General features: G+C 70.8%; 29 protein-coding genes and 1 tRNA gene. 4 read left to right on the forward strand and 26 right to left on the reverse strand.

The features are described 5' to 3' along the window. Positions 1-178: 178 nt before the first annotated feature. The 14 genes from ACYVAQ_RS15900 to ACYVAQ_RS15965 form a co-directional block, all read right to left on the reverse strand. The gene (locus ACYVAQ_RS15900; protein WP_460791392.1) at positions 179-574 is read right to left on the reverse strand and encodes a PIN domain-containing protein; all 396 of its coding nucleotides are present in this window, start codon (positions 572-574) and stop codon (positions 179-181) included. Beyond that, positions 571-801, reverse strand: coding sequence for a type II toxin-antitoxin system VapB family antitoxin (gene vapB, locus ACYVAQ_RS15905; RefSeq protein WP_460791393.1), 231 nt, complete (start codon positions 799-801; stop codon positions 571-573). The genes ACYVAQ_RS15900 and vapB overlap by 4 nt, the downstream gene beginning before the upstream one ends. Positions 802-891: 90 nt before the next feature. Then, positions 892-996 carry a hypothetical protein gene (locus ACYVAQ_RS15910; RefSeq protein ID WP_460791394.1) on the reverse strand — a complete coding sequence of 35 codons (105 nt, stop codon included), beginning with the start codon at positions 994-996 and terminating at the stop codon, positions 892-894. A 19-nt stretch (positions 997-1015) separates the two neighbouring features. Next, positions 1016-2212, reverse strand: coding sequence for a CorA family divalent cation transporter (locus tag ACYVAQ_RS15915; RefSeq protein ID WP_460791395.1), 1197 nt, complete (start codon positions 2210-2212; stop codon positions 1016-1018). Between the two features lie 112 nt (positions 2213-2324). After that, positions 2325-3536 (reverse strand): RtcB family protein, encoded by a 1212-nt coding sequence (locus tag ACYVAQ_RS15920; RefSeq protein WP_460791396.1) that lies wholly within the window; start codon positions 3534-3536, stop codon positions 2325-2327. A 47-nt stretch (positions 3537-3583) separates the two neighbouring features. Continuing rightward, positions 3584-3657: transfer RNA gene (locus ACYVAQ_RS15925), tRNA-Arg, on the reverse strand. Between the two features lie 181 nt (positions 3658-3838). Next, entirely contained in the window at positions 3839-4447 is a 609-nt protein-coding gene (locus tag ACYVAQ_RS15930; RefSeq protein WP_460791397.1) for an Imm63 family immunity protein, read from the reverse strand. 8 nt (positions 4448-4455) lie between these two features. Then, a complete protein-coding gene (locus ACYVAQ_RS15935) occupies positions 4456-4851 on the reverse strand; it encodes a (deoxy)nucleoside triphosphate pyrophosphohydrolase (protein WP_460791398.1) in 396 nt (131 codons plus the stop codon). Between the two features lie 51 nt (positions 4852-4902). Beyond that, positions 4903-5346 carry a PPOX class F420-dependent oxidoreductase gene (locus ACYVAQ_RS15940; RefSeq protein WP_460791399.1) on the reverse strand — a complete coding sequence of 148 codons (444 nt, stop codon included), beginning with the start codon at positions 5344-5346 and terminating at the stop codon, positions 4903-4905. Between the two features lie 37 nt (positions 5347-5383). After that, positions 5384-5776 carry a DUF2237 family protein gene (locus ACYVAQ_RS15945; RefSeq protein ID WP_460791400.1) on the reverse strand — a complete coding sequence of 131 codons (393 nt, stop codon included), beginning with the start codon at positions 5774-5776 and terminating at the stop codon, positions 5384-5386. 69 nt (positions 5777-5845) lie between these two features. Then, positions 5846-6286, reverse strand: a complete 441-nt coding sequence (locus tag ACYVAQ_RS15950; RefSeq protein WP_460791519.1) for an HNH endonuclease — start codon at positions 6284-6286, stop codon at positions 5846-5848. 50 nt (positions 6287-6336) lie between these two features. Next, complete coding sequence (locus tag ACYVAQ_RS15955; RefSeq protein WP_460791401.1) at positions 6337-6711, reverse strand: YccF domain-containing protein; 375 nt, start codon at positions 6709-6711, stop codon at positions 6337-6339. A gap of 37 nt (positions 6712-6748) precedes the next feature. Then, the gene (locus ACYVAQ_RS15960) at positions 6749-7102 is read right to left on the reverse strand and encodes an iron chaperone (protein ID WP_460791402.1); all 354 of its coding nucleotides are present in this window, start codon (positions 7100-7102) and stop codon (positions 6749-6751) included. 1 nt (position 7103) lies between these two features. Next, positions 7104-7535, reverse strand: coding sequence for a hypothetical protein (locus ACYVAQ_RS15965; RefSeq protein WP_460791403.1), 432 nt, complete (start codon positions 7533-7535; stop codon positions 7104-7106). 22 nt (positions 7536-7557) lie between these two features. Here ACYVAQ_RS15965 and ACYVAQ_RS15970 point away from each other — a divergent pair, with 22 nt between their 5' ends. Both ACYVAQ_RS15970 and ACYVAQ_RS15975 read left to right on the forward strand, forming a co-directional pair. Continuing rightward, positions 7558-7995, forward strand: a complete 438-nt coding sequence (locus ACYVAQ_RS15970; RefSeq protein ID WP_460791404.1) for a VOC family protein — start codon at positions 7558-7560, stop codon at positions 7993-7995. Positions 7996-8041: 46 nt separating this feature from the next. Continuing rightward, positions 8042-8851 carry a DUF1206 domain-containing protein gene (locus ACYVAQ_RS15975; RefSeq protein WP_460791405.1) on the forward strand — a complete coding sequence of 270 codons (810 nt, stop codon included), beginning with the start codon at positions 8042-8044 and terminating at the stop codon, positions 8849-8851. 60 nt (positions 8852-8911) lie between these two features. Here ACYVAQ_RS15975 and ACYVAQ_RS15980 read toward each other — a convergent pair whose 3' ends face one another. From ACYVAQ_RS15980 to ppnP, 4 genes are all read right to left on the reverse strand, one after another. Further along, complete coding sequence (locus tag ACYVAQ_RS15980) at positions 8912-9124, reverse strand: DUF4332 domain-containing protein (protein WP_460791406.1); 213 nt, start codon at positions 9122-9124, stop codon at positions 8912-8914. A 99-nt stretch (positions 9125-9223) separates the two neighbouring features. Then, on the reverse strand, positions 9224-10519 hold the full coding sequence (locus tag ACYVAQ_RS15985; RefSeq protein WP_460791407.1) for an MFS transporter: 1296 nt from the start codon (positions 10517-10519) through the stop codon (positions 9224-9226). A 9-nt stretch (positions 10520-10528) separates the two neighbouring features. Then, positions 10529-11626, reverse strand: a complete 1098-nt coding sequence (locus ACYVAQ_RS15990) for an ABC transporter permease (protein ID WP_460791408.1) — start codon at positions 11624-11626, stop codon at positions 10529-10531. Between the two features lie 21 nt (positions 11627-11647). Next, positions 11648-11956 (reverse strand): pyrimidine/purine nucleoside phosphorylase, encoded by a 309-nt coding sequence (gene ppnP / locus ACYVAQ_RS15995; RefSeq protein WP_460791409.1) that lies wholly within the window; start codon positions 11954-11956, stop codon positions 11648-11650. A 53-nt stretch (positions 11957-12009) separates the two neighbouring features. Between ppnP and ACYVAQ_RS16000 the strand changes: the two genes are divergently transcribed. Beyond that, on the forward strand, positions 12010-12558 hold the full coding sequence (locus ACYVAQ_RS16000; protein ID WP_460791410.1) for a hemerythrin domain-containing protein: 549 nt from the start codon (positions 12010-12012) through the stop codon (positions 12556-12558). 19 nt (positions 12559-12577) lie between these two features. After that, complete coding sequence (locus tag ACYVAQ_RS16005; protein ID WP_460791411.1) at positions 12578-13159, forward strand: DNA-3-methyladenine glycosylase; 582 nt, start codon at positions 12578-12580, stop codon at positions 13157-13159. 3 nt (positions 13160-13162) lie between these two features. Here the strand turns inward: ACYVAQ_RS16005 and ACYVAQ_RS16010 are convergent, their stop codons facing one another. The 8 genes from ACYVAQ_RS16010 to ACYVAQ_RS16045 form a co-directional block, all read right to left on the reverse strand. Then, positions 13163-14647 carry a serine/threonine-protein kinase gene (locus tag ACYVAQ_RS16010; RefSeq protein WP_460791412.1) on the reverse strand — a complete coding sequence of 495 codons (1485 nt, stop codon included), beginning with the start codon at positions 14645-14647 and terminating at the stop codon, positions 13163-13165. Positions 14648-14716: 69 nt separating this feature from the next. Beyond that, positions 14717-15097 (reverse strand): DUF1304 domain-containing protein, encoded by a 381-nt coding sequence (locus tag ACYVAQ_RS16015; protein WP_460791413.1) that lies wholly within the window; start codon positions 15095-15097, stop codon positions 14717-14719. 139 nt (positions 15098-15236) lie between these two features. Next, positions 15237-15857, reverse strand: a complete 621-nt coding sequence (locus tag ACYVAQ_RS16020) for a hypothetical protein (protein WP_460791414.1) — start codon at positions 15855-15857, stop codon at positions 15237-15239. 48 nt (positions 15858-15905) lie between these two features. Beyond that, positions 15906-16409, reverse strand: coding sequence for a hypothetical protein (locus tag ACYVAQ_RS16025; RefSeq protein WP_460791415.1), 504 nt, complete (start codon positions 16407-16409; stop codon positions 15906-15908). 25 nt (positions 16410-16434) lie between these two features. Beyond that, a complete protein-coding gene (locus ACYVAQ_RS16030) occupies positions 16435-17538 on the reverse strand; it encodes an ATP-dependent DNA ligase (RefSeq protein WP_460791416.1) in 1104 nt (367 codons plus the stop codon). 30 nt (positions 17539-17568) lie between these two features. Continuing rightward, positions 17569-18540, reverse strand: coding sequence for a glycosyltransferase family 2 protein (locus ACYVAQ_RS16035; protein ID WP_460791417.1), 972 nt, complete (start codon positions 18538-18540; stop codon positions 17569-17571). A gap of 11 nt (positions 18541-18551) precedes the next feature. Next, entirely contained in the window at positions 18552-20066 is a 1515-nt protein-coding gene (locus ACYVAQ_RS16040) for a hypothetical protein (protein ID WP_460791418.1), read from the reverse strand. Next, positions 20057-20641: a hypothetical protein gene (locus ACYVAQ_RS16045; protein ID WP_460791419.1), complete on the reverse strand. Its 585-nt coding sequence runs from the start codon at positions 20639-20641 to the stop codon at positions 20057-20059. Before ACYVAQ_RS16045 ends, ACYVAQ_RS16040 begins: the two co-directional genes overlap by 10 nt. Positions 20642-20724 lie beyond the last annotated feature (83 nt).

Genomic DNA, 20724 nt, shown 5'->3' on the forward strand with positions numbered 1-20724 from the left:
TCGCGGACAGGATCGAGAACCAGACTCGGGACACGGTTACGCTTCACCTACGGAGTGCCTTCCGCTAGGGACCTTGAGACTTCAGCAATCCCAAGTTTCCCCAGCAGGACAGGCACTTCCGTGCTTTCAGCCCCGGTGTCGCAGGCCTACTCGTGAAATGCCGAGGCTAGCGGGCGGCTCACCAGGCCTCGACGCGGAGCCCGTCGACCCGCCGGAACTCGCGCTGGTTGCGGGTCACCACGATCAGGCCGCGCGACCGCGCGTGTCCGGCGATCAGCACGTCGTACGCGCCGATCGGCGTGCCCAGACGGGCGAGGTCGGCGCGGATGTCGCCCGCGTGCGCGGCCGCATCGGCATCGAAGTCGAGGACCTCGACCGCCGACATGAGCTCGTCGACGGCGAGGTCGTTGTGGGTGGGCGACCCGCTGCGCGCCGCGCCGTACCGCAGCTCGGACAGCGTGATCGTGGATGCCGCCACCTTGCCGGCGTCCCGCCACCGGTCGCGCAGCGCGGTGTCCCTCTTGCGGAGCAGTTCGATGGCGACGTCGGTGTCGACCAGGTGGCGGATCGTCATGCCCAGGTCCGCTCCTGGGGATCCGGCTGCTCTCGCGCGAAGTCGTCGGTGATCCGCAGCTCACTGCTCCAGAAGGTGTCGACCTTCGAGCCTGCGGGGCGGATGATCCGGGCCTCGCCGACGACATCGATCTCGACCTCGGAGACCGACGGGTCGAACGCCACTGGCTTGGGCAGCCGGACCGCTTGCGTCCTGTTGGAGAGGAAGAGACGCGTGATCACGGACATACAAAAAGTATATACGTCGAGAATCGCGATGCGGTTCTCGACCGCCCGTGGCCGAGCGGCGGTGCCGCTCGGCCACGGTTGCTCAGCCCTTCACGCACATGAGCGTGGTGAGCTCGCGACGACCTCGACGAGGTCGGTCCGGGCCTCGATGACCGAGTCGAGGTCCTTGTAGGCGCCGGGGATCTCGTCGATCACCCCGGCATCCTCGTGGCAGCTAGCCGAGGTTGCGGAACCCGAGGATGCGCCGCATCTCAGCAAGTTCCTCCTCGACCTGACGATCCGATCGGCGTTGCGCGCCACGCCACATCCACAGGACCGCCACTGCTGCGAGCGTCAGCACGAACATCGTCGTGAGCATGAAGTCGAACGCGTGCATGCTTGCAGGCGTCGATTGCTGGCCGGGGAGCCAGGTGTTCGCGCCGAAGAAGCCAACGATCAAGGTCGGGATCAGGAAGACCGCCGCGAGAACTTCAACGATCCGTTGCCCTCGTTCGTGAGTCTTTCGGGCCTGCTGCTCGATCTCGTTGTGCAGCATGGGCAACGAGGAGCGGAGTGTGTCGGACAGCTTGCCGCCGGCTTCGAGCGCTCGATCTATCCGGTCGTCGATGCTGTGGCAGAGGCCAGCATCTGTGGCGGGGATAAGCCATGCCTTGTTGATGTCCTTGCGGAGTCCCGGCGGGTTGAGCGGCGTCAGCCAGCGACGCAGAAGTGCGATGGATCCCCAGAGCTGGGCGACGGGCTGCCTCTCCGTGCGACGGCCGACAAACAAGCTGATCTCCCACGCCTCCAGCCACTCCCGCAGTTTGCGCATGGTCGGCACGTACGTGAGCGCGAGCTCTTCCACGACCAGTAGTCCCAGGTCGGCGGCGTTGCGGCTCGAGGTTGAGGCGTCGGTCGCCCACCTCTCGCGTACGGCGCGAAGCGTGACGTGGGGTCCCACAGAAGGCTCGTCACCGACGATGTCTATGCCGCTGTAGACCGTGCAGGCGTGCCAGCAGGTCACGAGCCAGCCGTCGCCGCTGACGAGCTCCGCCGGCTGGAGCACGAGCAGGCCGGGGCGCTCGAAGTCGTCGCGTTCCTCGGCCGGTTGCAAGCTCCGCGTCTCGATCGAGAAGGTCGAGATCTTGCGGAGCGTCGTGCCGGTCGATCCGACGTAGTCGTCAGTTCCTGGGATCGCGTCAGGGGCCAACAGGTCAATGAGAACCTCAAGGGTCAGGCCCGGGCACAGCGGTTCTAGCTGGGCCAGTACGGCCTCCGCACGATCGGGCGCGTCCGAGGACTCGCTGACGTCCACCCAGACGAGTGCGGGCTCATCCATCGCTGTCCCGCCCAAGGAGACCGACCCATCCGGGTACCACCACGTGACGGTGTGCCCGTCCTCGGTGAGTTCGCCTGTGGGTTCCGCGCTCATGTCGCGATGTTAGTGACGGCCGACGCGCATGATCCCGCTTTTCCGAGTACCGGTGGTCGAGGCCAAGCAAAGGGGTCTTGGACAAGCTGGGTTGTCCAAGACCCCTTCGCCATCAGCCCTTCACGCACATGAGCGTGGTGAGCTTCGCGACGACCTCGACGAGGTCGGTCTGGGCCTCGATGACCGAGTCGAGGTCCTTGTAGGCGCCGGGGATCTCGTCGATCACGCCGGCGTCCTTGCGGCACTCCACCCCTCGGGTCTGGGCCTCCAGGTCGGTCACGGTGAAGGTCTTCTTCGCCTTCGTGCGTGACATCCGGCGGCCCGCGCCGTGCGACGCGGAGCAGTACGACGCCTCGTTGCCCAGGCCGCGGACGACGTACGAGCCGGTGCCCATCGAGCCGGGGATCAGCCCGTACTCGCCCGAGCCGGCGCGGATCGCGCCCTTGCGGGTCACGATCAGGTCGACGCCGTCGTAGGTCTCCTGCGCCACGTAGTTGTGGTGCGCGGAGATCTGCTTACCGAACTCCACGTCCTTGCCGAGGGCAGCGAACTCCGAGCGGACCGCCGCGCAGAACAGCGCCATCATGACGGCGCGGTTGCGGGCGGCGTACTCCTGCGCCCAGTAGAGATCGCGCAGGTAAGCGTCCATCTGCGGGGTGCCGGCCAGGAACACCGCCAGGTCCCGATCGGGGAGCGAGAGGTTGTGGTCCAGCCCCTTCGCCTCGGCGATGTGCCGCTCGGCCAGCTCCTTGCCGATGTTGCGCGAGCCCGAGTGCAGCATCAGCCACACCTGGCCGTCCTCGTCCGAGGTCAGCTCGATGAAGTGGTTGCCGCCACCGAGCGACCCCATCTGCTGCTGCGCACGCTTCTCGCGGTCCTGCACCTGGGCGTGCAGGTCGCCGAAGCCCGACCAGAAGCCGGCCCAGTCGGCGTACCGACCGTGCGCGAGCCCCAGACGGCGTACGTCGGGAGCATCGCGGTGGGCCTTGAACCCGACCGGGATCGCGCGCTCCACGGCACGCCGGATCGAGCGCAGCGACTCGGGAAGGTCCGCGGTCGTCAGCGAGGTGCGCACCGCCTGCATGCCGCAGCCGATGTCGACACCGACGGCCGCGGGGGAGACGGCGTTGCGCATCGCCACGACCGACCCGACGGTCGCGCCCATGCCGAGGTGGACGTCGGGCATGACCCGGACGCCCTCCACCCACGGCAGGCGGGAGATGTTGCGCAGCTGGTCAAGCGCCTGCGGCTCGACGTCCTCGACCTGGGCCCACATCAGGGTCTCGGCCTGGGCGCCCGGCAGGTGCACGGGCAGGATCTTCATGGTGGTTGCCTCCTTCGGGGCATTCTGATCTGTCGTTGGGTACGACGTACCCCCTCCGGGACTCGAACCCGGGACCTCCGCGGTCGTAGCGCGGCGCTCTGTCCAGCTGAGCCAAGGGGATGGGTGGGCGGCGTGAGGCCGCGCGGTTTCAGTCCCTGGGCAGGAGCAGGAACCGACCTCGGGCAGGCGTCAGCGGCGCGGGGTAGCTGCGCTCTCGCTGATTCATGGCCTGCTCCGGTCTCGTTGGTCGGTCCGGGTCGACGTTAGGGAACCGGCCGCGGTCCCGCCACCGCATTTCCGGCTCAGGACCCGAGCGTGAGCCCGCTCGCGGCCTCGACCTGGTGCAGGTCGGGGAGCTCACCGGTCGCCCGGAAGCCCTCGAGGACCGCGGCGCGGAAGCGGTCGGCGAGCTCATCTCGCAGCGCCCACACCGCCCGCTTCTGGCTCTGCGTCAGGACGCCGAGGAACTCCACGAACACGGTGTTGTCGTCATCGAAGGGTGCGATGGCGAGGATCGCCTCCTGCTCGGCAGCGAGCTGTGCCGACCACTGCGGCCAGTACGCCGAGGTCCACTCGGCCATCTTCGCGAACCAGCCGCGCCGGGAGTCGCGGTGCGGCACCCGGTGGTGGAGCTCCCAGCTCGTCGCGGCGCTCTGCAGCATCGACCGGGCGAGCAACCACTGCAGGTCGTCCTCGGAGTCCAGGACGGCGCGGACCTCACGGCTGCCCCGCTCGCTGTAGACCGTGCACCAGTGGCCGGGCCGCGGGTTGTCCGTGTCGTGGGGCAGGAAGTAGCCGAGTCGGTCGTCGGCGAAGCCACGCACCGGACCCGCGATCCGCGCTTCGTCGGAGAGCGTGACGAGCCGGCGCCGGATCTCCTCCAGCGATGCCGCCAGCTCGTTCTCGACCATGGGGACCCTCAGCCGAGGTCGCGTCGGACGACCTCGACCGTCGGCAGGTCGGCGGGGGCCCAGTCGAGGTCGTGGAGGTCGGCGGGGCTCAGCCAGGCGAGCTCGGAGTGCTCGGTGAGGACGGGGCTGCCGGCGACCAGCGTGCAGTAGTACGTGGTCAGGGTGAGCACGCCGGCGTCGTACTCGTGCCGCGTCGTCGTGACGAGCGAGCCGATCGAGATCTCGCAGTGGATCTCCTCGGCGATCTCGCGGACCAGGGCGTCGTGGTGCGTCTCGCCGGGCTCGATCTTGCCGCCCGGGAACTCCCACATCCCGGCAAGCGCGCCGGTGCCGCGCTGGGCACACAGGATCTTGCCGTCATGCACGATCACCGCGCCGACGACGTCGATGTGCCTGGTGCCCATGGTGAGCACAGCCTAGGAGGCGTGGCCGCGCGCGCCACCTGCCCCTCGCCCTCAGGTTCCGCTGGCGGCGGGGAGGTCGCGCAGCATGCCGTAGGCACGGGCGGGTCGGAACCGGACGACGAGGCGCTGCTCGTCGACCATCGCTCGGCGGTACGCCGCCCAGTCCTCGTGCTCGCCGGCGATCTCGCGGTAGAGGTCGACGAGCTCGTCGACAGCGGCGTCGTCAGGAGCCGCCGCGACAGGCGACAGCTCGACCTCGCCCTCGAGGACGGCGTAGGACCAGAAGTCGGCGCCGTTCACGTGCAGGGCGGCCCAGGGCTCGCGGCTGAGGTTGCGGTACTTCGCGCGGTCGGCGGTCGTCGAGATGCGGATGACGCCGGTGTCGTCGACCGTGTGGACGACGTTCGAGAGCTGGGGTCGGCCGTTGCGGCGGATCGTGGTCAGCGTGGAGTGGTTGTTGGCCCGCGCAGCGGCGAGCGCCTCGTCGAGTTCCATACCGGCACAGCGCTCGCGGCGCCGGCCGCATTCCGCGTCAGCCGTCGAGCTGGCTGATGTCGTCGGGCACGTCGACGGAGTTCTCCTGGAGCGCGGAGAGCGGGATCAGCTCGAGGGCGCGCTCGTTCGTGGAGGCGAGCACCACGGGAGCGGGTACGCCGTCGGCGTACGCCTGCATCCAACGGGCCGCGACCACGCACCAGCGGTCGCCGGGCCTCAGGCCGGGGAACTGCCACTCGGGTCGTGGCGTGCTGAGGTCGTTGCCGACCGCCTTCTGGTGGGCCAGGAACTCCTCGGTCATCACCGCGCACACGGCGTGCCGGCCGAGGTCCTGGGGGCCGCACGAGCAGTTGCCGTCGCGGTAGAAGCCGGTCATCGGGTCGGTCCCGCACGGCTCGAGCTCGCCGCCGAGGACGTTGCGCTCCGTCACGCGGCCAGGCTAGCGCCCAGATGCCGCGGCAGCGGCAGCTTCGTCGACTACGCGGCGACGCGATGCGACCTAGCCCTTGGTGCGCCGAGCGTCGGCCCACGCCTGCCGAGCAGCCCGCTCCTCCGGGTTCATTCGCGCCAGCACGTGCACCTCCGTGCCGGAGTCGCAGTAGGACAGCCTGCGGCGCTCGAGTGACAGGACGTACCACCAGGGAGGGCGCAGGTTGGACTTTCGGCGGTTGTGTCGGCGGCACAGCGCCTGCCCGTTGCTGAACACCGTCGGACCACCTTTCGACCACGGATAGATGTGGTCGGCCTCGGCCGCAGTGTCGCGACAGCGGCCCCAGACGAGAAACGCGGGTGCCTCGCACTGGCCGCCTGCTCGGTCCATCACCGCTCTGCGCGCGGCGTACTTGAACCCGCGCCACGGATCGCGTCGCTGGAGAACGCGGGGGCCTCGGCCTGGCAGTGGACAGACCGCCACCAGCACCAGCATGCCGACGGACAGCATCACGGGTAGGAGTGGAACGAGGCCAGCGAGCAGAGCGCCCGCTACCTCCGTCACGGGGTCGTGACGATCTCGCGTCCGAGAGGGAGCAGGGAAACGGGGATCAGCTTGAAGCTGCCGAGCCCGAGGGGGATGCCGATGATGGTGATGCACAGGAGCACGCCGGTGATCGCGTGGCCGATCGCCAGCCAGATGCCCGAGAGGCAGAACCAGATGACGTTTCCGATGGCGCTGCCAGCGCCCGCCGTCGGCTTGCGTACGACCTCACGGCCGAACGGCCAGAGCGCGTAGAGACCGATCCTGAACGACGCGATCCCGAACGGGATGCCGATGATCGTGATGCACCAGACGACGCCGGCCACCACGTAGGCCAGGAACATCCAGAAGCCCGACAACACCAGCCAGATCACGTTCAGCACCGTCTTCATGCCGGAACCGTAGAGGCTGGCCCCGACGCATGTCGGCCTATCTGGCTTTTGCGTCGATCTCGTCGCGGCGCGCCTCGACGATCCGGCGCAGCAGGTCGTCGGGGATCGGGTGGTCCACTGAGTAGTGGACGCTGCCGCTGATGGTCTCGAAGCCGGCCAGCTGGTCGGCGAGGCCAGCGAGGACCTGGCCGCTGAAGGGGTAGAGCGACAGGAACTTCTTGGCGCGGACGGTCGCGACCAGGCCCTTGTCGCGGTGCAGGAGTGCGGCCATCCCGTAACTGGTGCCCTCCGTGGCCGACGGGACGACCTCGCGGGCGATCGCGTAGACGCGCTCGAGGGCGGCGCGGTCGGGGCCGTCGTACCGGTCGAGCTGGTCCTGGACCGCACCCATGTCAGGCCTGCCACCGCGGGTCGAGGGCCAGCTCGCGGAGGTCGTCCCAGCCCCAGCCATCGGCGCCGGAGGGGGTGTCGGGGTCGGCGTACCGGTTGACAGTGACGGCCCGCTCGGCGGTGTAGGCGACGAGGATGCGGACCAGCTCGTAGACCTCGTCGCCGTCGTCGTTGGCCTGTTCGTACCAGGCGAGCACGGTGCCGTCGGGGAGGTCCTCGGTGGTCGCGTCATCGGCGAAGCCGTCGTCGTGGGCGGAGCGGGGGAGGTTGTCGCCGTACCAGAGCGCGAAGGGCACCGACGAGGCCGGTGTCTGCAGCATCAGGTCGATCGAGGACGACTCGTCGAGCACCACGGACGCGTAGCTGGAGGTGCCGTCGGGGGTCGTCGCGAGGGCGGCGGCGAGGCGGTCGGCGAGGGTCGGGTCCACGGCCACCTGACGAACGTACCGTGAGGACATGACGAAGATCCGGTTCGACCACGTCGGCATCACCGTCCAAGACCTCGACGCCGCCGAGGCGTTCTTCGTCGGCCTGGGGCTCGAGACCGAGGGACGGATGGAGGTCGAGGGGGAGTTCCTCGACACCGTGATCGGGATGCGGGGCGCGAAGACCGTGATCGTGATGCTGCGCCCGCCGGACGGAGGTACGACGGTCGAGCTGTCCAGCTTCGTCCGGCCGGACCACGTCGCGGGGAACCCGCAGGCGATGGCCAACGAGGTCGGGCTGCGCAACGTGTGCTTCGAGATCGACGACATGGAGGGGACCGTCGAGCGGCTCGCGGCGCAGGGGTACGGCCTGGTCGGCGGGATCGGGCGGCACGAGGACACCTGGTCGATGGCCTACGTGCGCGGGCCGGAGGGGATCGTGGTCTCGCTGGCCGAACGGCTCGCCTGACCCCGGCGCGGCGCGTGCCGGGTGGCCCGCCGGGGTACTGGCCCGCGTGACCAAGGTGGATGCGCGGGCCGACCACACCGCCCGCGAAGGGGTGAGGCTCTCCAGCCGGATCGGGCTGGTCGCGTACGGCGTCGTGCACCTCCTCGTCGCCTGGGTCGCGGTCGAGCTCGCCTTCGGTGGTGGGCAGCGGGACTCGTCGGGTCAGGGCGCCATGCGTCAGCTCGCGGCCCAGCCGTTCGGCCGCGTGCTGGTCGGGGCGATCGCGCTCGGCATGGCCGGGTTCTGCATCGCGAGCGCCGTCGAGGGCTGCATCGGTCACCGCGACGAGGAGGACGCCGACCGGTGGAAGCACCGCGCCGTCGCCGGGGGCAAGGCGGTGGTGTACGCCGTCATCAGTGCCTCCGCCGCCGAGATCGCCCTCGGCTCGAGCGGCGGCGGGAGCAGCAAGGAGCGCTCGATGTCGGCGCGGATGATGGACCTGCCGGGCGGCCAGGTCGTCGTGGTCGTGGTCGGTGTCGGCCTGCTCGCGCTGGGCGTGCGGCACTGCTACCGCGCGTTCACCAAGGACTTCCGCGACGAGCTGTCGGCCGGCGGCCGGGACGGCGAGTCCGGCAAGGTCTACCTGGCGTTCGGGCAGGTCGGGTACGCCGCCAAGGGCGTGGTCATCGGACTCGCGGGGATTCTCGTCGGGTACGCCGGCCTGACCCACGACCCGCAGAAGTCCGGCGGCATCGACAGCGCGCTGCAGACGGTGCGCGACCAGCCGTTCGGCCCGGTGCTGCTGTGCGCGGTGGCCGCGGGCATCGCGTCGTACGGGCTGTTCTGCTTCGCGCGGGCGCGGCACCTGTCGCGCTGACCCGGAGACGCGACGAGCCCGGACCGCGGACGGCCCGGGCTCGTGACGTGCAGGAGGAGGTCAGGCGTGGATCTTCTTGGCCTCGTCGATCCATCCCTGGACGGTGTTCTCGTTGATGGGCAGCTCGCCGTGCTTGTCCTCGATCGTCTTGATCAGGTTGGCAGCGTTGCGGTGCTGCAGCTCCTTGACGGAGTCGACGCCGACGCCCTTGAGGATCTCGGCGTACTTCGGGCCGATGCCGTTGATGTCAGCGAGGTCGTTCTCCACACCCATGGGGTGCTCCTTCCGAGAGTGCCGGCGGCTATTCCCCCAGCGCCTGAGCGGAGCCTAGGTCGGCTGACGGACCACGCCAAGGGTTAGCAACATGAACAATCAGAAGTCGACCATCGTCGAGCCCGACTCGACTGTGGCACGCGGGAGGAGCTGGCGGACCCGGCGCCGGTAGCGCCAGATCATGGCGGCGCCGAGCGCCCAGACGACGTACTGAACCGCCATGGCGGCCTTGAACGCGCCCGAGGAGTAGTCCGAGGAGGAGCCGGGCGTCAGCGCGTCCAGCACGAAGCCGATCGCGAAGACCGTGACCAGGGTGGCGACGAAGCCGGCCTGGTTGATGATGCCGCTCGCGCTGGCGAGGCGCTCGGGCGGGTTGCTGGTGCGGACGACGTCGAAGCCGATCATCGAGGTCGGGCCGCCGATGCCGGTGATCACGATGAGCAGGACGAGCACCGCCAGGGGTGCGTGCCCCGGCCAGGTCAGCACAACGGTCCACATGACCGCGATGGCCGCGACCACGCCGAGGGAGACCGACGAGCGGTGCCACGGGTGCGAGCCGACGACCCACCCCATCACCGGGCCGGACGCGATGGTGGCGACGACGAGGACCGTCAGCAGCGAGCCCGCCGTGCCCTTCGACAGCCCCTCGCCGAGGACGAGGAACGGGAAGCCCCACAGCAGCGCGAACACGTTCGAGCTGAACGGCGTCGCGAAGTGGACCCAGAAGGCGAGCTTGGTGCCGGGCTGGCGCCACGACTCGCGCAGCGTGGCCTGCAGCTGGGCACGGGACAGCGCGTGGCCGCGGCGGTGCCGCTGGGCCGGGTCGTCGGCGACCACGAGCAGCAGCGCGATCAGCGCGACCGAGCCGAGCGCGGCCGCGACCAGGTAGGACTTCGTCCAGCCCCAGTGGTCCAGCGCCCACGTCATCGGTACGGCGGCCGCGATCGCGCCGATCTGCCCGGTGCTGCCGGTCAGCTGGGTGACCAGCGGGATGTGCTTCTTCGAGAACCAGCTCGACACCAGCCGGATCACGCAGATGAAGGTCATCGCGTCGCCCATCCCGACCAGGACCCGCGCCGCCAGCGCCTCCGGGTACGTCGTCGCGAGCGCGAAGCCGGCCTGCGCGAGGCTGAACGTGACCAGCCCGGTGCTCAGCACCGTGCGGGAGCCGAAGCGGTCGACCAGCAGGCCGACGGGCACCTGCATGCCGGCGTACACGAGCAGCTGGAGCATGGTGAACGTGCCGAGCTGGCTCGCGGACAGGCTGAAGCGGTCGGTCGCCGCGATGCCGGCGACGGCCAGGCTGGTGCGGTGGAAGATCGCCAGGACGTAGACGCCGAGGGCGGCTCCCCAGACCGCCCACGCACGCTGCGGCGTGGTGCTGGGGGGAGTCACCCGAGGAGTCTACGAAGCGTGTTCGGCTACGAACGAAGTGGCGTGGGTGCGGTTGGCAGCGGCGTTGATCACGATCACGACGAGCAGCCCGATGACGGAGTACAGGCCCAGGACGACGAAGGGCGAACCGGTCGACGCGTCGGGGAAGTACAGCGCGTCGCGGACGACGGTCGCGCCGGCTCCGGGCGGCAGCAGCTTGCCGATCGTGCCGCCCCAGTGCGGCAGCATCTCCGGTGCGATCGAGGCGCCGGAGATGATCAGGCCGACGGTGAAGTAGAGGCCGCCGACGAGCGTCCCGGGTGGTCCGAAGATCATCACGGCGGCCGCGGTCGAGGCGGTCACCGCCAGGGACACCAGCGCCAGGCCGAGGAAGAGCTTGCCGTGGTCCGCGCCGTCGCCCACGCCGAACCACGAGGCGGCCAGCAGCGCGACGCCGGCCGACGCGAGCGCGTAGACGACCAGGAGCAAGGCGTGGCCCAGGCCGCGCACCAGGGAGCGCTGCGTCATCGCGCCGAGCCGGCCGAGCGCCAGCGACGCGATCGATCCGCCGAGGCTGATCGCCTGGATGATGAAGCCCAGCGAGCCGCCGGCGCTGTCGTCCTTGGGGAGCGGTACGACGTCGGTGATCTTCGGCGGGGTCGCGAGCGCGGCCGCGGTCGCCGCGGGCACCGGCTTCCCGGCCTGGGTCACCGCCGCGACGTTCTTCGCCACCTGCTGCTGGTACGCCGCCGTGAAGCTCGCCTTCAGCAGGCTCGCCACCGACGGGGTAGCCGCCGAGGCGACGTACAGCTCGGCGGTGCTGCCGGTGAACACGGCGCCGCCGTAGGCCTTGCGCTCCTTGATCGCCTGCGTGAGCGATGCGGCGTCGGCGTACGGCTCGACCTTGAACTGGCCGCCCTGCTCCAGCTGCGGGGTGAGCTGGGCCTGCTGCGCGGCGCTGCCGACGAGGCCGACCGGGAGGTCGTGCGGGTGCGGGGAGTGCGCCATGGCGAGGTAGTAGACGCCCAGCAGCAGCTGGATCAGCGCCCCTCCGACCGCGATCGCGATCCCGAGCCGCGAGACCCTGCGGATCTTCTCGACGTCATGCCCCGCCAGTGCGTCCTTCATGGCGGACATGATGTCGCACGATCAGCCGTAGCGGCAGACGTAGCCCAGCGTCTCGGTGACCTCGATGTCGAAGCTGGAGTCGCCGGGCACGGAGAACGAGTCGCCGGCGGCGTACGCCACCCACTTCTCGGTGCCGGCCAGGCGCACGCGGCACGCACCGGCGTTCAGCTCCATGATCTCCGGCGCCGCGGTGCCGAAGGTGAGGCTGGCCGGGAAGATCACGCCCGCCGACAGCCGCTCGCCGTCGGCGGTGAAGAACGTGTGGCTCACGCACTTGCCGTCGAAGTAGATGTTGGCCTGCGGGTCCAGCGTCACGTTCTCGAAGGTCACGGCCGGATCGTAGCGACGGCGTGTCGAAAAGGGCCCTCCGGGTAACGGTGACCATGACCACCAGCATCGATCTCGGCCGGCCCAGCAGCGGCGACGTCCTCGACCTCATCACCGACGACCACCGCCTCTTCGAGCGGATGCTCGCCCAGCTCCGTGACGCGACCGCGGACCGCGAGGCGGTGCGCGCCGCCTTCGCCGACGTGCTGATCGCGCACGGCGAGGCCGAGGAGGAGCTCGTCTACCCGGTCATCCGCAACCAGGCCGACGACGTCGACGAGGGCGACGTCGAGCACGGCCACGAGGAGCACGCCGAGGGCAACCAGGCGCTGCTCGCTCTCCTGGAGCTGAAGGGCACCGACACCCAGGCGTTCAGCGACGCCGTCGAGGAGCTGACCAGGCTGGTCAGCCACCACATCGCCGAGGAGGAGCTGACGATCATCTCGCCGGCCCGCACCGAGGTCAGTGACCGGGTGCGCCGCGACCTCGGCGAGAAGTGGTCCGCGCGGCGCAACGAGCTGATCGACGCCGGGTGCGGCTCGGTCGAGAACGTGCGCCGGATCGTCGAGGAGGCCAAGGGGGCCGGCGTCCTCGAGGACGCCTGATCGCCCCTACGGTGGCTCCATGACAGGAGGGCCGGTCGAGGACGTCGTCGTCCAGGCGCAGTCGCTGCTCGGCCGCACGCTGACCGGCCACGGCGTCGCGGTCCGGATCACCGAGGTCGAGGCGTACGGCGGACACCTCGACCCGGCCTCGCACGCCTACACCCGAACGCCGCGCTCGGAGATCATGTACGGACCGCCGTGGCGGCTCTACGTCTACCGCTCCTACGGCATGCACTTCTGCGCCAACGTCGTCACCGGCCCGGCCGAGCACGGAGCCGCCGTGCTGGTCCGGGCCGGTGCGGTCGTGTCCGGGCTGGAGGTCGCGCGCGAGCGGCGCGGGCACCCGGTCGACGCGAACCTGGCCCGGGGGCCGGGCAACCTGGCGCAGGCGCTCGGGATCACGCTCCAGGACCTCGGGACGCCGCTGCTCGAGCCCGGCAGCGCGGTCCGGCTCGGCCCGGCCGTCGACCACGGCGCGGCGATCGCCTCCGGGCCACGGGTCGGGGTGTCCAAGGCCGCCGACGTGCCGTGGCGGTTCTGGCTGATGGGGGAGCCGAGCGTCTCGGCGTACCGACGCAGCCCGCGGGCTCCGGCTCCCTGACCCCTACTTCTTCTTGTGGTCCTTGCCCTTGCCGTGCGGCTCGTGCTTCGGCGGCTTGGGCGTCGTGGTGGCCGTGGTCGGTGCCGGGGTGAAGCCGACGGTGTGCTCGGCGTCGATCAGGTAGTGGCCGTCGGTGTAGACGAGCACCAGCCGGGTCGGGTTCGGCCTGTTGTTCCAGTGGTCGAAGTGCGGGAAGTAGCTGACGCGCAGCGTCGTCGGGTCCGCCTGGATGGCGGTGACGGTGCCGTTCTGTGCGGGGTCCCAGAACCGGCGGTACTTCTCGAACCCGCCGCTCTCGACCTGGAACCGCGGCGTCAGCATCGGCCACGCGGCGGCGGGGTCGTCGGCGACGGTGGTGACGTAGGTGCGGATGAACTGCCGCATCCCGGCGGCGGTGGGGCCGGCCGGGGCGCTCGAGGTGGGGGGCGTCCGGTCCTGCGCCGCGGGGTTGTCGTTGCCGTTGCCGTGGAGCACCGAGACCAGGACGGCGATCACCAGGACGGCGGCGAGGACCGCCGCGACGGCCAGCAGGGGACGCCGCCAGCGGGGCGGGACGGGGGCCACGGCGGCGACCGGGGTGGCCGGGGTGGCCGGCGGTGCGGGAGGCATCGGCGGCATCGGGGTGGTGGGGGCGTCCGGGACGGCCTGGGCGATGGGTACGACGGGGAGGACCTGGGTGTGCCCGACCACCTCGCCCCGGCCGATCGCGGCCAGCTCGTCGCGCACCCGGCTCATCGGCCACCGCTGGGCGGGGTCCTTGACCATCGTGCCGGCGAGGACGGGGGCGAGCGGGCCGGCGTCCGGCAGCTGCGGCGGGTCCTCGTGGACGATCCGGTACAGCGCGCCGATGACGTTGTCGCCGATGTCGTACGGCGGGTGCCCGGCCAGCACGTGGAACAGGGTCGCGCCCCACGACCACACGTCCGCGGTCATGTCGCCGCGCTGGCCGCTCGCGACCTCGGGGGCCAGGTAGGCGGGGGAGCCGGACAGCATGCCGGTCTGGGTCAGCTGCGGGTCGGACAGGGTCCGGGCGATGCCGAAGTCGGTGAGCTTCGCGGTGCCGTCGCGCTCGATGAGGATGTTGGAGGGCTTCACGTCGCGGTGGGTGATGCCGGCGGCGTGGGCCGTGGCGAGGGCGTCGGCGACCTGGCCCATGATGCGAGCGGCCGGCTCGTGCCGGACCGGGCCGCGCTCGCGGAGGAGCTGGCCGAGGCTGGCTCCGTCGACGTACTCCATCACCAGCCAGCGGTCGCCCGTCGCCTCGTCGATGGCGAGGTCGAAGGCGGCGACGACGTTGGGGTGCCGGACGCTCGCGCTGAGCCGTGCCTCGCGCTCGGCGCGCTCCACGTCGACGTCGGTGGCACCGGGCATCCGGCCGATCTGCTTGAGCGCGACCTTCCGGCCGAGGACGTGGTCCTGGGCCAGCCAGACGACCCCGGCGCCGCCCCGCCCGATCTCCCGCTCGAGCTCGTACCTCCCCGCGATCACCTCGTCATTATGTCCGGATCGTGGGCGCGGACCGCTTTCGGCGGCGGTGGGGAGGCGTCGGGGGAGGTGTCAGGAGAGGCCGTGCAGGCCGGCCGCGACGAGCGCCACGAGGGGGAAGAGCCCCTGGACGGCGGCGGCCCGCGCCTTGGTGCGGTCCGAGCCGATCAGGACCAGCGCGGCGGCCACCATCGATCCGCAGCCGAAGGCGATGAGGGCGGCGCCGGCGGCGTGGTCGGTGTGGACGATGACGACCCCGACGGCGGTCCCGATCGCGAGGAAGAGGTTGTAGAAGCCCTGGTTGAAGGCCCACGGCTTCATCACCTCGGCGTCCTCGGCGGTCGCGCCGAAGACCTTGTAGCCGCCCCTGCCGAAGGCGATGGCCTCCAGCCAGAAGATATAGACGTGGACGAGGGCGGCGAGCCCCGCGAACACCGACGCGACGACGATCATGACCGGACGCTACCGCCTGGGGTTTCGATACGCCCGACGCTCGTTCCTCGCGGCGGGCTACTCAACCAACGACGTCGTTGGTTGAGTAGGAGCGAGCGCCAGCGAGCGACGTATCGAAACCATCGACGACTGTGGCTGCTCAGCCGCAGTTGTCGCAGATCCCGGTCGCCGGGATCGCCATGAAGCAGGTCGGGCAGACCTTGACCTCGAGCTGGGGCTTGGCCTTCGGCTCGCGCGGCGCCCGGGGCGCACGCGGGGTGGTGACCCGCTGCTTGGCGGCGCCCGTCGCCACGGTGGTGCGGACGATGCGCGGGGCCTCGACGACCGGCGGCTCCCAGCCGGGCGGGGCCGGCTCGGTGATGTCGAAGCTCGCCATGATCGCGCGGGCCGCGTCGGTCGGCTGGTGCTTGGGGCGGGTCTCGATGTCGAACGGCGACGACGCGCCCTCGAGGAAGGTCTGCGCGTTCGGCTGCAGGGTCGGCGGCAGGACCCGGTGCCGCCAGCGCAGGGGCGCGGCGTCGCGGGAGTTGATGGTCACCAGGTTCGGCCGGTCCCAGCAGACCAGCGCCCAGTCGTCGCGGTGGCTGCGTGCCCACACGGCGATCCGCAGGTCGCCCGCGGAGGCCGCCGCCTGGAGGGCGATCCGCTCCGGGTTGGAGAACCGGCCCGTGACGAGGAGTGCGCTGTCGTGCGGGTGCGTGACGACGTACTCCTGGTCCTCGAGAGCTTCGACGACCCGCCGGTACGCACCATCCACCACGGAGCCCAATCTATCCGGCCCGCCTGAAGCCGCGGTGAACGGTCGGAGTCAGTCCGTGTGCTCGAGCAGGTGCAGGACCGGTACGCCGAGGTGGCGCCTCGCCCGCGAGGTCCAGTCGACGTGGAAGAACTCCGCGACCAGGTGCGGACGGGTCAGGATGATGACCTCGCGGCCGTCGACCTCGGCGACCTTCTTCTGCAGCGCATCCAGCGGCGACTCCTCGACCACGGTGCGCGTGCCGAGCTCGGCTCCCGCGTCGACGAGCGCCTGGGAGGACTTGTCGAGCGCCTTCGTGGCGTCGGCGCGGCACTCCTCGCGGAGCGCGTTGATGTCCGCGGCCGCGACGTTCGGGGTGGGGATCACGAGGTCGCCGCCGCCCATCGCCGTCATCGACGCCTCGACCGCCGCGGCGGCGTCCGACATCGGGAGCAGCAGGTGGTAGACGACCTGCTGGTCGTCGAGCCCCTCGTGCAGATCCCGCACCAGGCCTGCGTCCTGGGCGTTGAGCTCCTGCTCGACCAGCAGGACGACGTCGTAGCGTTCGGTGGCCATGTCTCAGTAGTACACCCGCGGCGGGTCATCCGCCCAGCACGTCAGCGAGGTCGTAGCGCACCGGCTGGTCGAGCTGGTCGTAGCCGCAGCTCTCCGGGTCGCGGTCGGTGCGCCAGCGCTTGAAGTGGGCGGTGTGCCGGAAGCGCCGGCCCTCCATGGCGTCGTACTTCACCTCGATGACGCGCTCGGGTCGCAACGGGGTGAAGGAGAGGTCCTTGCCCTGGCTCCACCGGCTCTGCGTGCCCGGCTGGCGACCGGGGTTGGCCACCAGGAACTCCTGCCAGCGGCCCCACGGGTGCTCCTCGATCGGTACGACGAGCGGCTGCAGCTCCTGCCACAGCTCGGCGCGCCGGGCCTCGGTGAAGGACGCCGAGACGCCGATGTGCTGCAGCTCGCCGCCGTCGTACAGGCCGAGCAGGAGGGACCCGATCAGCGGCCGCTCCGGCGTCGAGGTCTTGTGCTCGCGGTAGCCCGCCAGCACGACGTCGGCCGTGCGCTCGTGCTTGATCTTCAGCATGGTCCGCTTGTTGGGCTCGTACGCCGACCCCAGCGGCTTGGCCACCACGCCGTCGAGCCCGGCACCCTCGAAGACGTTGAACCACTCCTCGGCCACGGCCGGGTCGGTGGAGGTCCGGGTGAGGTGGCAGGGGCCGTCCTCGGGCAGGTCGGCGAGCGCCTCCTCGAGCCGCGCGCGCCGCTCGGCGAAGGGGCGCGCGGTCAGGTCCTCCTCGCCGAGGGCGAGGGCGTCGAAGGCGACGTACGACGCCGGCGTCTGCTCGGCCAGCAGCGCGATCCGCGACGCGGCCGGGTGGATCCGCTCCTGCAGCACCTCGAACTCCAGCCTGGGGCCGATCGCCACGAAGATCTCGCCGTCCAGCACGCACCTCGCCGGGAGCTGGGCGCGCATCGCCTCGACCAGCTCGGGGAAGTACCGCGTCAGCGGCTTGGTGTTGCGGCTGGCCAGCTCGATCTCGTCCCCGTCCTTGAAGACGATGCAGCGGAAGCCGTCCCACTTCGGCTCGAAGCTCAGCCCGGCCGGGTCCAGCTTCGCGATCGCGGCGGCGTCGGGCACCCCCTTGATCGGCTTCGCGAGCATCGGCTGGATCGGCGGCATCACGGGCAGGTCCACGCCCGCCAGACTAGAGCGGGCCGCCGACGGTCAGGGGCGCCGGCGGCGTGGCGCGTCGTCGCGATCCGCATGGTCGCCCCGCGCGACCAGGGAGAGCGCGTAGAGCGGCCGGTTCTGGGCCTCGACGTACACGCGTCCCAGGTAGCTGCCGATGACGCCCATCATGATCAGCTGCAGGCCGCTGAGCAGGAACATGCCGACGCCGAGGAAGGCCCAGCCGGGCACGGCGTCCTGCGGGAAGAACAGCCGGACCACCAGGACGTAGCAGGCCAGCAGCAGGCTGAAGCCGGAGATGGCGAAGCCGAGCCGGGAGATCAGCTTCAGCGGTGCGGTCGAGAAGCCGGTGATGCCGCTGGCCGCGAACTGGAGCATCTTGCGCAGCGGGTAGCCCGACTCGCCGGCGTACCGCTCGTCGCGGTCGAACAGCAGGGCCTCCTGGCGGAAGCCGACGTGCGCGACGATGCCGCGCAGGAAGCGGTCCTGCTCGCGGTACTGGTTGACGACCTCGACGACGCGACGGTCCATCAGCCGGAAGTCGCCCACGTTGCGGGGGATCTCGATGTCGGCGAGCCGGTCGAGGACCCAGTAGAAGCCGTACGCCGTGGCGCGTTTGAACGGTCCGTCCTTGCGGCTGCGGCGCTGGGCGTAGACGACGTCGACGCCGTCCTCCCACATGTCGATCATCTCCATGCTGACCCGCGGCGGGTCCTGGAGGTCGGTGTCCATCACGATCACCGCGTCGGCGCTCGCGGCGGCGTCCAGCCCGGCCGTCACGGCGACCTGGTGGCCGCAGTTGCGCGACAGGCTGAGCACCGTGACGCGGGTGTCCTGGGCGCGCAGGGCCAGCAGCGCCTCGAGCGAGCCGTCCTTGCTGCCGTCGTCGACGTAGAGGAACTCGAAGGCGAGGTCGGGGCGGCTCTCGGTCGCCGTCCGGAGGGCGGCGTGGAACGCCTCGATGTTCTCGGCCTCGTTGTAGACCGGCAGGACGTAGGCGATCGTCATCGGGTCTCCCATCACGTCAGCCCGAGGAGGAGTACGCCGACCACGGCCAGCACGGTGAGGGCGGCCAGCACGCGCTGGGCCCAGGTGAGCCAGGTCCGCACCGGGGGTGCGTCGGCCTCGGCAGGCACGTCCACGACCCACGGCGCTCCGGTGAACCGGGGCGTGTCCCGCCGGGCGTCCCAGGCGCGGATCAGCAGCGCGACCCCGATCGCGGCCAGCGGCGCCGCGGTCGTCCAGTAGCGACCGGTGCCGATGTGGACGAACGGCTGGGTGAACAGCGCGCCCAGGCCGATCGTCGTCATCAGGGCGATCACCTGCTGGTCCACCGTGGCGCGGATGCGCGCCAGGATCAGCGCGAAGACGGAGAGCAGCAGCGGGATCCAGGCCAGGTAGGTGAGGACGAAGACCAACCAGTAGACGATGCCGTGCGGACCGCCGGGCATGAGCAGCTTCGCGAACGAGGCCGGCTTGCCGGCGTACCGGCCGAAGTCGCCGATGACGTCCTTGGTGTAGCTGTGCGGCGTCACGGACGGCCGGGTGTAGGTCCACATCTGCTTCTCGACCTCGACCTCGCTGCGGCCGGTCGCGCGCTGCACCTCGCGGCTGTACTGCATGGGTGGGAACCAGGTGTTGCCCGTCGTCGTGCCGGGGTTGAACATCGGGTCGCACGGACCGAAGCAGACCCGGTCGCGGTCGCCGAAGGTGATGGACATGACGACCGGCACGGTCGTGGTGGTGAGCACGGGCGACTTCAGGGTGTACGACGCGAAGGCCGACCACGGGGCCAGCAGCATCGCGAAGGAGACGCCGCCGACGACGAACGAGAGCAGCGCGCGCCGGCGGATCCGTCCGCGCAGGGCGACCAACGCGGTCACCGCCAGGACCACCCCCATGCCGAGGACCAGCAGCGTCGAGCTGGACCGGGCGTAGACCGTCGCGACGGCGGCGAGCCCGAACCGGACCCCGTCGAGCAGGCGCGGGGCCCGGCCGGCGACGAGGGTGCGCATCAGGGTGATCAGCTCCATCAGCAGGATCGTGGCCAGCAGGCCGGCGATCAGGTCGCCCCAGGCGGCCATGGAGAAGAGCAGCCAGGTCGGGCTCAGGCCGACCAGCAGCATGAGCACGATCGCGAAGAGGTCGCCGAGGACCCGGCGTACCCGGAGCACGGTGAGGAGCAGCAGCAGCGAGCTGAACACACCCAGGTAGGCGCGCACGGCCAAGGTCGAGGCGTGCGGGTCGACGACGTACAGCGGGGCCAGCGCGATGCTGCTGCCGGGCGTGAACCAGCCACCTCCGACCAGGTTGCGCTGCAGCTCGGCGAGGTGGATCGGCCCGCCGCCCGCCAGGTCGCGCACGAGGTTGGACAGCGCCATGGCGCCGTCGTTGTAGGCGACCTGGTCGCAGCAGAGGGTCACCTGGCCGACGAAGGCGAGCAGGAAGAGCTTGAGCAGCACGTGCGCTGCGGCGAGGGCCACCAGCAGCTGGGTGGCCCGGGGCGCGGTGCGGAACCGTTCGATCAGGACCATGTCGTGGGCTCCGCGGTGAAGCGCTTGGTGGAGGCCGGGTCCGAGCAGACCGGGGCGTTCGAGGCACGCCGGGCGACGGGCAGGTCGAGGACGATCGTGCCGCGCACGATCTGGTCGGGACGGAGCGGGCTCATCGGGGTCAGCACGGCGCTGATCGCGCCGATGCCCGGCTTGGTGAGGCTCACGCTCCGGCCACCTGCGGGTGCGGCGCCCGTCGCCTCCGGAACGACCCGGAACCCGACGCGGGTGAAGGACGTGGTGAGGGCCGCGGCGGCCGCGTCGATGTCGATCAGGTCGTACTGCAGCTGCAGCCGACGCCGGCGGCCCTCGCCCGCGATCGTGACGTCGCCGTCGCGGCGTACCTGGTAGTCGAAGGTCAGCTTCGCGCCGGCCGGCAGCGGGTAGCAGCCGTTCTTCAGGGCGTCCGGGGGGAGCAGCGGCCGGTACGCACCGCTCGGCTGGGCCCGTCCGAACTGCGGGCTCAGCGCGACCAGGACCGCGCAGACCAGCAGGCCGGTGCCGACGAGAGCGATCCTCAGCCGTCGGATCCCGGAGTCGTCGTGCCCACGCGTCATAGCGGAGCGACGCTACCAGCCGGGGTGGCTTCCGGGGCCGTCGCGCCACGTCTCGCCGACGACCGGCCGCCGCCCTCGGCGTG

The organism is Nocardioides maradonensis (assembly GCF_054777115.1).

Coding starts and splice junctions, on each gene's coding strand:
- ACYVAQ_RS15900 (WP_460791392.1), bottom strand. CDS start 574: ATGACGATCCGCCACCTGGTCGACACCGACGTCGCCATCGAACTGCTC.
- vapB (WP_460791393.1), bottom strand. CDS start 801: ATGTCCGTGATCACGCGTCTCTTCCTCTCCAACAGGACGCAAGCGGTC.
- ACYVAQ_RS15915 (WP_460791395.1), bottom strand. CDS start 2,212: ATGAGCGCGGAACCCACAGGCGAACTCACCGAGGACGGGCACACCGTC.
- ACYVAQ_RS15920 (WP_460791396.1), bottom strand. CDS start 3,536: ATGAAGATCCTGCCCGTGCACCTGCCGGGCGCCCAGGCCGAGACCCTG.
- ACYVAQ_RS15930 (WP_460791397.1), bottom strand. CDS start 4,447: ATGGTCGAGAACGAGCTGGCGGCATCGCTGGAGGAGATCCGGCGCCGG.
- ACYVAQ_RS15935 (WP_460791398.1), bottom strand. CDS start 4,851: ATGGGCACCAGGCACATCGACGTCGTCGGCGCGGTGATCGTGCATGAC.
- ACYVAQ_RS15940 (WP_460791399.1), bottom strand. CDS start 5,346: ATGGAACTCGACGAGGCGCTCGCCGCTGCGCGGGCCAACAACCACTCC.
- ACYVAQ_RS15950 (WP_460791519.1), bottom strand. CDS start 6,286: ATGCTGTCCGTCGGCATGCTGGTGCTGGTGGCGGTCTGTCCACTGCCA.
- ACYVAQ_RS15955 (WP_460791401.1), bottom strand. CDS start 6,711: ATGAAGACGGTGCTGAACGTGATCTGGCTGGTGTTGTCGGGCTTCTGG.
- ACYVAQ_RS15960 (WP_460791402.1), bottom strand. CDS start 7,102: ATGGGTGCGGTCCAGGACCAGCTCGACCGGTACGACGGCCCCGACCGC.
- ACYVAQ_RS15970 (WP_460791404.1), top strand. CDS start 7,558: ATGACGAAGATCCGGTTCGACCACGTCGGCATCACCGTCCAAGACCTC.
- ACYVAQ_RS15980 (WP_460791406.1), bottom strand. CDS start 9,124: ATGGGTGTGGAGAACGACCTCGCTGACATCAACGGCATCGGCCCGAAG.
- ACYVAQ_RS15990 (WP_460791408.1), bottom strand. CDS start 11,626: ATGAAGGACGCACTGGCGGGGCATGACGTCGAGAAGATCCGCAGGGTC.
- ACYVAQ_RS16000 (WP_460791410.1), top strand. CDS start 12,010: ATGACCACCAGCATCGATCTCGGCCGGCCCAGCAGCGGCGACGTCCTC.
- ACYVAQ_RS16005 (WP_460791411.1), top strand. CDS start 12,578: ATGACAGGAGGGCCGGTCGAGGACGTCGTCGTCCAGGCGCAGTCGCTG.
- ACYVAQ_RS16015 (WP_460791413.1), bottom strand. CDS start 15,097: ATGATCGTCGTCGCGTCGGTGTTCGCGGGGCTCGCCGCCCTCGTCCAC.
- ACYVAQ_RS16025 (WP_460791415.1), bottom strand. CDS start 16,409: ATGGCCACCGAACGCTACGACGTCGTCCTGCTGGTCGAGCAGGAGCTC.
- ACYVAQ_RS16035 (WP_460791417.1), bottom strand. CDS start 18,540: ATGACGATCGCCTACGTCCTGCCGGTCTACAACGAGGCCGAGAACATC.
- ACYVAQ_RS16040 (WP_460791418.1), bottom strand. CDS start 20,066: ATGGTCCTGATCGAACGGTTCCGCACCGCGCCCCGGGCCACCCAGCTG.
- ACYVAQ_RS16045 (WP_460791419.1), bottom strand. CDS start 20,641: ATGACGCGTGGGCACGACGACTCCGGGATCCGACGGCTGAGGATCGCT.